The sequence below is a fragment of the Mycolicibacterium peregrinum genome, assembly GCF_001665625.1.
GTDB classification, from domain to species: Bacteria; Actinomycetota; Actinomycetes; order Mycobacteriales; family Mycobacteriaceae; genus Mycobacterium; species Mycobacterium peregrinum_B.
This window is the reverse complement of sequence record NZ_LZSY01000152.1, coordinates 21,485-27,776: the sequence shown is the minus strand read 5'-3', so window position 1 is coordinate 27,776 and position 6,292 is coordinate 21,485. Positions and strand designations below refer to the sequence as shown.

Sequence of the window (6,292 nt, the reverse complement as noted above, 5' to 3'; positions counted from 1 at the left end):
CCCAGGCTCCCACCGCAGCCCACGACACACAGTGTGCGGCGGAAGAGACGAGGGGCATGACGGAGGCGGCCTAGGTGACCGCGCCGGCGGTTTTGAGTTCGATGATGCGATCCCAGTCCAGACCGAGTTCTACCAGGATGTCGTCGGTTTGTTCGGCGAAGCCGGGGGCCGGCCCTGTGCTCGGCGCTGTGACGTCGAATTGCACTGGGTTGGCGACCAACTCGAGCTCGCCCGCCTGCACCAGGTACTCGTTGGCCCGGATCTGGGCATCCTGTCCCGCCTGCAGGGTGTCCTGCACCGGAGCCCACGGTCCGGCCAGCGTGGTGAATCGCTCGCTCCATTCTGGCAAAGTTCGCTTCTTCATCGCCTCGGTGAGGATCTCGACCGCGTCGGGCGTGTTCTCTGCGAACGATTCGGCAGTCGCGAACCTCGGATCGTCGATGTAGCTCTCCAGATCCATGTGGCGGCACACGTCGGCCCAGAACTTGGTCGGCTGCATCATCACGAACGAGATGTAGCGGTCGTCGGCGGTGCCGTACAACCCGACGAGCGGATTGATCGGCGACCCGTGCACACCGGGCGGAGGTGTCACCATCAACTGGTTCAGGTGTTGAGTCAGCGCCACGGTGTGGCCCATCGACCAGAGGCCACTGCCCAGCAGGGACACGTCGACCACCGACGGGTCGCCGGTGCGCTCCCGCTTGAACAGCGCCGCCGCGATGCCGCCGGCCAGGTTCGTGCCCGAGATGGTGTCCCCATAGGCCGGCCCGGGCGGTGCGATCATTCCCGCCATGCCGGCGGGGGTGATGGTCGCGGCGGTGCCGGCGCGGCACCAGAAGGCGGTCATGTCGTAACCGCCCTTCACCGACTCCTCACCGCGGGGACCCAGGGCGCTGCCCCGGGCGTAGATGATGTTCGGGTTCACCGCGCGGATGTCGTCGACGTCGATGCCGAACTTCTGCCGGTGCCCGGGCAGGAAGCTGGTGAGGAACACGTCGGCCTTCTTCGCCAGTTCCAGCAGGATCTCGCGACCTTCCGGCACCGACATGTCCAGGCCGATACTGCGCTTGCCGCGGTTGGCATGCTCGATGTTCGGGTTGGGATCGCCCTCGACGCGCAGCGGCCCGGTCTGGCGCAGACCACGCTGCGGGTCGCCGGTGACGGCGTGCTCGACCTTGATGACGTCGGCACCCCACTCCCCCAGCACGGCTCCGGCCGAGGGGACGAAGCCGTACATCGCGACCTCGAGAACGCGGACGCCAGCGAGAGGCCCGCCACTCATGACAGCACCCGGGCGAACGTCTTGGACTCCATGAACTCCTCGAGTCCCGCGGTGCCCATCTCCCGGCCGATGCCCGACTGTTTGTATCCGCCGAACGGACTGTCGGGGCTGAAGTAGTTGCCGCCATTGATGGAGAAGGTGCCGGTCCGGATTCGACGGGCCACGGCCAGCGCGCGGTCCTCGCTGCCGAACACCGCGCCGGACAGCCCGTAGATCGAGTTGTTGGCGATCCGCACCGCGTCGTCATCATCGTCGTACGCGATGACGGCCAGCACCGGCCCGAAGACCTCTTCCTGGGCGATCTCGCTGTCCGGGTCCACATCGGCCAGCAGAGTGGGGGTGTAGAAGTAGCCGGGGTCGACCTTCTCGCCACCGGTGACCAGAGTGGCGCCGGCCTCGACGGCGCGCTTGACCATGCCGTCGACCTTGTCGCGCTGCTTCTCGCTGATCAGTGGCCCCATGTAGGTCTTGGGATCGGTGGGATCGCCGTAACGCACCAGGCCGAAGTTGTTCTTGATCAGCTCGACGATCTCGTCCTTGTGCTTCGCGGGCACCAGCAGCCGCGACGTCAGCGCGCAGCCCTGACCGGCGTGGGTGACCATGCTGAAGGCCGAGAACAGTGCGGCGGTGTTGAAGTCGGCGTCGTCGAGCACGATCGCGGCCGACTTGCCGCCGAGCTCCAGGAACACCTTCTTCAACGTCTCACTGGCCGCGGCCATGATGCGCCGGCCGGTGGGCGTGGAACCGGTGAAGGTCACCATGTCGACGTCGGGGCTGGTGGTGAGCACCGCACCCACCTCCGGGTCGGCGCCCGAGAGCACGTTGACGACGCCGGCCGGGATGTCGGTGTGGTTGGCGATCAGCTCGCCGAGCGCCAGGGTGACCAACGGGGTGTCCGGTGCGGACTTGAGCACCACGGTGCAACCGGCGGCCAGCGCGGGCGCCAGCTTGGCCAGGGCCAGTTGGTTCGGATAGTTGTAGGCGATGATCGCGGCCACCACGCCGCCCGCTTCCTTCTCTACCCACCGGTGATGCTGCATGCCGCGGCTCTCGATGTTCCCGAGGTCCTCGGTCAGCGGGTAGGTCCTGAGCAGCTCGGCGTAGTACCGCACGATGTCGATCGGTCCGTCCAGCTGGGCACCGGCGCACAATGCCGCGGTGGCCCCCACCTCGGTGGTGGTCAGTGCGGCCAGTTCGTCGCGGTTCTCGACCAGCGCCCGGTGCAGTTGCTCCAGGCAATGGACCCGGAACTCGGTGTTGGTGGACCAGTCGGTGTGGTCGAATGCCTGCCTGGCCGCGGCGACCGCAGCCTGGGCATCGGCGACCGTTGCGTCCGGCGCGTATCCGAACACCTCACCGGTAGCTGGATTGACGGAAGGAAACGTCCGCGGCGTCTCGCGCAGCTCTCCGCCGATCAACAACTTCCGGTCAGCCCGCTGTTCTGCCGCGATGGTCGGCGCTTCCTGCTGCATCATCCTCCTCAGGCGATTCACTACTGTGATGGAAACTGCATTCTCATCACCGGCGAATCATACATTCGCTCGATGAGAACTCAAGTGAAAGCTAGATCAGCTAGTCATGCCCTATTCGCTGCAGATCCACCATCTCCGCAGGAGGCGCGCACGTTGAGCCCGGATCTTGCGGGGAACACCGGTCCGAGAGTACGGTTCTCATAATCGGAAGGATGATTCTTGACCCCTGAGAAAGTCCGGCCCCGCCCGGCGACCGGAGAACTGTCATGAAGAATGCCGTTGTCACTGGAGGAGGTTCCGGTATCGGAGCGGCCATCGCCGCCCGGTTGCGCGCTGACGGCCTCAATGTCGCGGTTCTCGACCTACAGCCCTCGGATGACGAGTTCGCTCATGTCGCCGACGTGACCGATCGCGCCGCCGTCGACACCGCGCTCAATGCCATTCGCGCCCAACTCGGTCCGATCTCGGTGTTGGTCAATGCGGCGGGCCTGGACTGCTTCAAGCGTTTCAGCGACGTCTCGTTCGAGAAGTGGCAGCAGATCATCGACGTCAATCTCAATGGCGTATTCCACTGCATCCAGGCGGCATTGCCCGACATGCTCGAGGCCGGCTGGGGCCGCATCGTCAACATCTCGTCGTCCAGTACGCATTCCGGCCAGCCCTTCATGTCGCCCTATGTCGCGGCGAAGTCCGCAGTGAACGGCCTGACCAAGAGCCTGGCGCTGGAACTCGGCCCCAACGGCATCACCGTGAATGCCGTGCCGCCGGGCTTCATCGACACCCCGATGCTGCGCAAGGCCGAAGGTAAGGGCTTCCTCGGCGACACCGACAAGCAGATCGCGCAGACGCCGGTGCGCCGGATGGGCAAGCCGGAGGACATCGCCGCCGCCTGCGCCTTCTTCGTCTCCGAAGAGGCGGGCTACATCACCGGCCAGATCCTCGGCGTCAACGGCGGCCGTAACACCTGACGCGCAGGCGCACCCGAAACATCATCAGCGAAAGGACAATTGTGGGAAACAGCGGAGAAGGCAGGGTTGCCGGGAAAGTCGCGTTCATCACCGGCGCGGCACGCGGCCAGGGCCGCAGTCACGCGATCCGACTGGCCGAAGAGGGCGCCGACATCATCGCGGTCGACATCTGTAAGAACTACGACACCGTCGGCTATGCGATGGCCACGGCCGAAGACCTCGAAGAGACCAAGAACTACGTCGAGAAGACCGGCCGACGCATCGTCACCGCACAGGCCGATGTCCGCAACGAGGCCGAACTGCGCAGCGCGCTGGAATCCGGGCTCGCGGAGTTCGGCAAGGTCGACATCGTCGTCGCGCAGGCCGGCATCGCCGCGATGAAGGGGCAGCCTGCGATGCAGGCATGGACCGACGGCATCAACACCAACTTCGTCGGCACCATCAACGCCATCCAGGTCGCGCTACCGCACCTCAAGGAAGGTGCTTCGATCATCGCGACCGCATCTGCCGCCGCGCTGATGGACGCCCACAACAAGCCCAACCCCGGCGCCGATCCAGGCGGCATGGGCTACATGATCTCCAAGCGGTTGATCTCCGAATACGTGCATGCGCTGGCCACCGAACTGGCGGTGCGCGGCATCCGCGCCAACGTCATCCACCCGACCAACTGCAACACCAACATGCTGCAGAGCGAGCCGATGTACCGCTCGTTCCGGCCGGATCTGGAGAACCCCACCCGTGCCGATGCCGAGCCGGTGTTCGGTGTGCAGCAGGCGATGAAGGTCAACTTCATCGAGCCGGAGGACATCAGCAACGCGGTGCTGTGGCTGGCCTCCGACGAGGCCCGGTACGTCACCGGCATGCAACTGCGGGTCGACGCAGGCGGTTACCTCAAGTGGTACGACTACCACGTCTGATTCCGCAACCAGCGGTTCGAAAGGAGTTGTCGTAGTGAAGGTTTCGGTTGATGCCAGTCGCTGCCAGGGGCACACCCTGTGCTCGATGATCGCGCCGGATTCGTTCGTCCTCGATGACGTCGACGGTCACGCGTCACCGGTTTCTGACCTGGTACCCGCGGATCAGGAGGACGCGGTCCGCGAGGCCGCGCACTCCTGCCCTGAGCAAGCCATCGTCATCGAAGATTGACGCAGACCGAAAGGCCAAGGGAGACAACGCCGTGAGTATCGACGATGTCACGACCGACGACGACCGCAAGAAGAACAACTACCACTTCGACCGGCACACGCCGGAATACCGGTTGCAGTTCGAGAAGATCACCGAGGAGATGCAGTCCCGCTGCCCCATGGCGTGGACCGACGCCTACAACGGGCACTGGGTGGCCGCAGACAGCAGGCATGTCTTCGAGCTCGCCCGCTGTCCTGTCGTCTCGAATCACCACGACATCAGTGGCGAGACGCCGTATCAGGGCATCACGATCCCGAAGGCCAGCCGGGCCACCGTGGTGCGGGGCGGCATCCTGGAGATGGACGAGCCGGAGCACAGCGCCTACCGCGGTGCGCTGAACCCGTACCTGTCCCCTGCCGCCATCAAGCGGTGGGTACCGTTCGTCGACGAGATCACCCGCGCCGCACTCGACGAGCACATCGAGTCCGGCGAGATCGACTTCGTCGAGCATCTGGCCAACGTGGTGCCCGCGGTATTCACCCTGGCCATGATGGGCATCGAGCTCAAGAAGTGGAACGTCTACAGCGAGCCCACCCATGCGTCGGTGTACACACCCGAACACTCCCCCGATCGCGAGAAGATCAATGAGCAGCACCGCGAGATGGGCATCGACATCATCAACAACATGATGGAGATCCGGGAGACGCCGCGGCCCGGGCTGGTCAACGCGATGCTGCAGCTACGCATCGATGGTGAACCGGCACCGGACATGGAGATCCTCGGCAATCTCGGGCTGGTCATCGGCGGCGGATTCGACACCACCACCGCACTCACCGCGCATGCGTTGGAATGGCTGGGCGAGCACCCTGATGAACGCACCCGGCTGAGCGACGAGCGTGCCACCCTTCTCGACCCGGCCACCGAAGAGTTCCTGCGTTTCTTCACGCCGGCGCCCGGTGACGGCCGCACGTTCTCCGAGGACGTCGAGGTCGAGGGGCAGCAGTTCAAGCAGTACGAGCGACTGTGGCTGTCCTGGGCGATGGCCAACCGTGACCCGTCGGTGTTCGACCAGCCAAACGAGATCGTCCTGGATCGGAAGGGCAACCGGCACTTCAGCTTCGGCATCGGAGTGCACCGCTGTGTGGGTTCGAACGTGGCGCGCACGGTGTTCAAGTCGATGCTCACCGCGGTCCTGGACCGGATGCCGGACTACGTGTGCGACGCCGAGGGCACCGTGCACTACGACACGATCGGCGTCATTCAGGGCATGCGAAATCTGCCGGCGCGCTTCACCCCGGGCAAGAAGCTGGGCCCCGGCCTGGACGAGACCCTGGAGAAGTTGCAGCGCATCTGCAATGAGCAGGAGCTGGCCCGGCCGATCACCGAGCGCAAGGAAGCCGCCGTCATCGACTGATGCGACCCGGAGCGGTTTCGCTAGGACGCCT

General features: G+C 65.1%; 6 protein-coding genes. 4 read left to right on the top strand and 2 right to left on the bottom strand.

The genetic code is table 11. From position 1 onward, the window contains the following. Window positions 1-70 precede the first annotated feature (70 nt). Together A5779_RS23935 and A5779_RS23930 are read right to left on the bottom strand one after the other, a co-directional pair. Entirely contained in the window at window positions 71-1,282 is a 1,212-nt protein-coding gene (locus A5779_RS23935) for a CaiB/BaiF CoA transferase family protein (protein ID WP_082941821.1), read from the bottom strand. Then, window positions 1,279-2,757 carry an aldehyde dehydrogenase family protein gene (locus tag A5779_RS23930; RefSeq protein WP_064886233.1) on the bottom strand — a complete coding sequence of 493 codons (1,479 nt, stop codon included), beginning with the start codon at window positions 2,755-2,757 and terminating at the stop codon, window positions 1,279-1,281. The genes A5779_RS23935 and A5779_RS23930 overlap by 4 nt, the downstream gene beginning before the upstream one ends. A 263-nt stretch (window positions 2,758-3,020) precedes the next feature. Here A5779_RS23930 and A5779_RS23925 point away from each other — a divergent pair, with 263 nt between their 5' ends. From A5779_RS23925 to A5779_RS23910, 4 genes are read left to right on the top strand one after another with little or no spacing between them, the layout of a single operon-like run. Further along, window positions 3,021-3,722: an SDR family NAD(P)-dependent oxidoreductase gene (locus tag A5779_RS23925; RefSeq protein ID WP_064886232.1), complete on the top strand. Its 702-nt coding sequence runs from the start codon at window positions 3,021-3,023 to the stop codon at window positions 3,720-3,722. 41 nt (window positions 3,723-3,763) lie between these two features. Then, a complete protein-coding gene (locus tag A5779_RS23920; RefSeq protein WP_055115888.1) occupies window positions 3,764-4,639 on the top strand; it encodes a mycofactocin-coupled SDR family oxidoreductase in 876 nt (291 codons plus the stop codon). Window positions 4,640-4,673: 34 nt separating this feature from the next. Beyond that, window positions 4,674-4,868: a ferredoxin gene (locus A5779_RS23915; RefSeq protein ID WP_064886231.1), complete on the top strand. Its 195-nt coding sequence runs from the start codon at window positions 4,674-4,676 to the stop codon at window positions 4,866-4,868. 31 nt (window positions 4,869-4,899) lie between these two features. Further along, window positions 4,900-6,261 carry a cytochrome P450 gene (locus tag A5779_RS23910; RefSeq protein WP_064886230.1) on the top strand — a complete coding sequence of 454 codons (1,362 nt, stop codon included), beginning with the start codon at window positions 4,900-4,902 and terminating at the stop codon, window positions 6,259-6,261. Window positions 6,262-6,292 lie beyond the last annotated feature (31 nt).